Source organism: Mesorhizobium sp. M1E.F.Ca.ET.041.01.1.1 (assembly GCF_003997355.1).
Taxonomy (GTDB): Bacteria; Pseudomonadota; Alphaproteobacteria; order Rhizobiales; family Rhizobiaceae; genus Mesorhizobium.
In genome coordinates this window covers 1-1,531 of sequence record NZ_RZSL01000952.1, presented here as the reverse complement: position 1 = coordinate 1,531, position 1,531 = coordinate 1, and the positions used below count along the sequence as shown (strand labels likewise).

Genomic DNA, 1,531 nt, shown 5'->3' with positions numbered 1-1,531 from the left:
GTCCTGCGGGCGCCGGTGATCGTCGCCGCGCACGGTTCGTGGGAGCCGGGACCGCTGCCGAGCCAGGTCGTTAAGAAAAGTCGTCCCTCCGACCTCCTCGGCTTCAAGGCGCATTTCACCGGATCGTCGCTGCCGCCCGACCTGATGCCGCTGCTGACTTTTCCCGGCGGCTATGGCGGCATGGTGGTCGCCGATCATGGCCGCATGTCGATCTGCTGCTGCATCAGGCGCGATATGCTCGCCCGGCTGCGCGGCAGCCTCGCCTGCGAACGCGGCGGCCATGTTTCGGCGGCCGAGGCCGTCGAGCATCATATCAGGGCGACATGCAGGGGCGCGCGTGACGCTCTGGTGGAAGCCCGCCTCTACGGTCCATGGCTTGCGGCCGGTCCGATCCGGCCAGGCATCCGCGCCGGCTACGAACGGGACATCTTCCGCGTCGGCAATGCCGCCGGCGAGTCGCACCCGATCATTGCCGAGGGCATATCGATGGCGCTTCAGTCCGGCTGGCTCTTGGCTCAAGAGCTCGGCGAGGCGGCAGGGGGACAGGCAGGACGCGAGGCGGCCGGCAGACGCTACGAGGCGGCCTGGAGAAGATTGTTCGCGACGCGGATTCTTGCTGCCGAGGCCATCGCCCGAATCGCCCTTGGCCCCGGCGGCGCCGCGCTGATGGAGGCGATCGTCCGCAATTTTCCGCCGGCGCTGACCTTGGGCGCGCGGCTCAGCGGCAAGACGAAACCCGTCCCTGGTTTGGCCGATGCGCGCCTGGCTCGGGGCTGAATCGCTCTACGCCACAGCCACGATCACATGCGCCTGAATTTTGGCGGCAACCTCGCCGCGGCCATGTCTGTCGGCAATCACGGAGGTGGCGTAGTCGGTCGCGGCTTCCAGTTTTCCCGCGTCCCTGGCCTCGATTTCGTTGCGAAGCAGGGTTCCCTGGCAATAGGCAACGGCAGGAACGCGCGGCGAGGATGCGCGGCTTTGTTCGGCTCGCGTCTCGATCGCCACACCGGAGAAACCCGCGTCCGCCAGATCCCTGCGGATCAAGTCCTTGTCGTGGTAGCCGTGCGGCGTTCGCGCCAGGAAGCGCGGCGGATCGCTCGGAAAAATCCTTGCAAGCGCATTCGTCACATCGTCAGCGAAAATATTCTCCTCGATGCGATCCCATACGCTGAACAGGAATCGTCCGCCGGGCTTGAGCACGCGCTTTGCCTCCCGATAGGCAGCCGGGCGGTCGGGAAAGAACATCGCGCCGAACTGACAGCAGACAAGATCGAAGGCTGCGTCCTCGAACGGCAGCGCCATAGCGTCCGCCTGGCGCCATCGGATGCGGCTGTCGGGTCCTTGCCGCGAAGCGGCGTAGTCGAGCATCGGCTGGTTGAGGTCGGTCACAACATAGCTTGCGCCGGGGGACAATTTCGACGCCAGCGCGCGGGTGACGACGCCGGTGCCTGCGGCGGTTTCCAGGACGGCGCCGGGCGACAGCGACGCTGCCCGTCGTGCAAGATCGGCGGCGGATGGGTCGAAAATAAAA

At 66.6% G+C, this 1,531-nt stretch carries 1 protein-coding gene and 1 pseudogene; one reads left to right on the top strand and one right to left on the bottom strand.

Features of this window, described 5'->3' with window-relative positions; all coding sequences use genetic code 11:
• A pseudogene (locus EOA38_RS36290) lies at positions 1 to 777 on the top strand (monooxygenase); the annotation flags it as partial.
• A 6-nt stretch (positions 778 to 783) separates the two neighbouring features.
• Here the strand turns inward: EOA38_RS36290 and EOA38_RS36285 are convergent.
• Positions 784 to 1,531: methyltransferase domain-containing protein (locus tag EOA38_RS36285; protein ID WP_127301479.1), on the bottom strand; the 748-nt coding region annotated here is incomplete at its 5' end.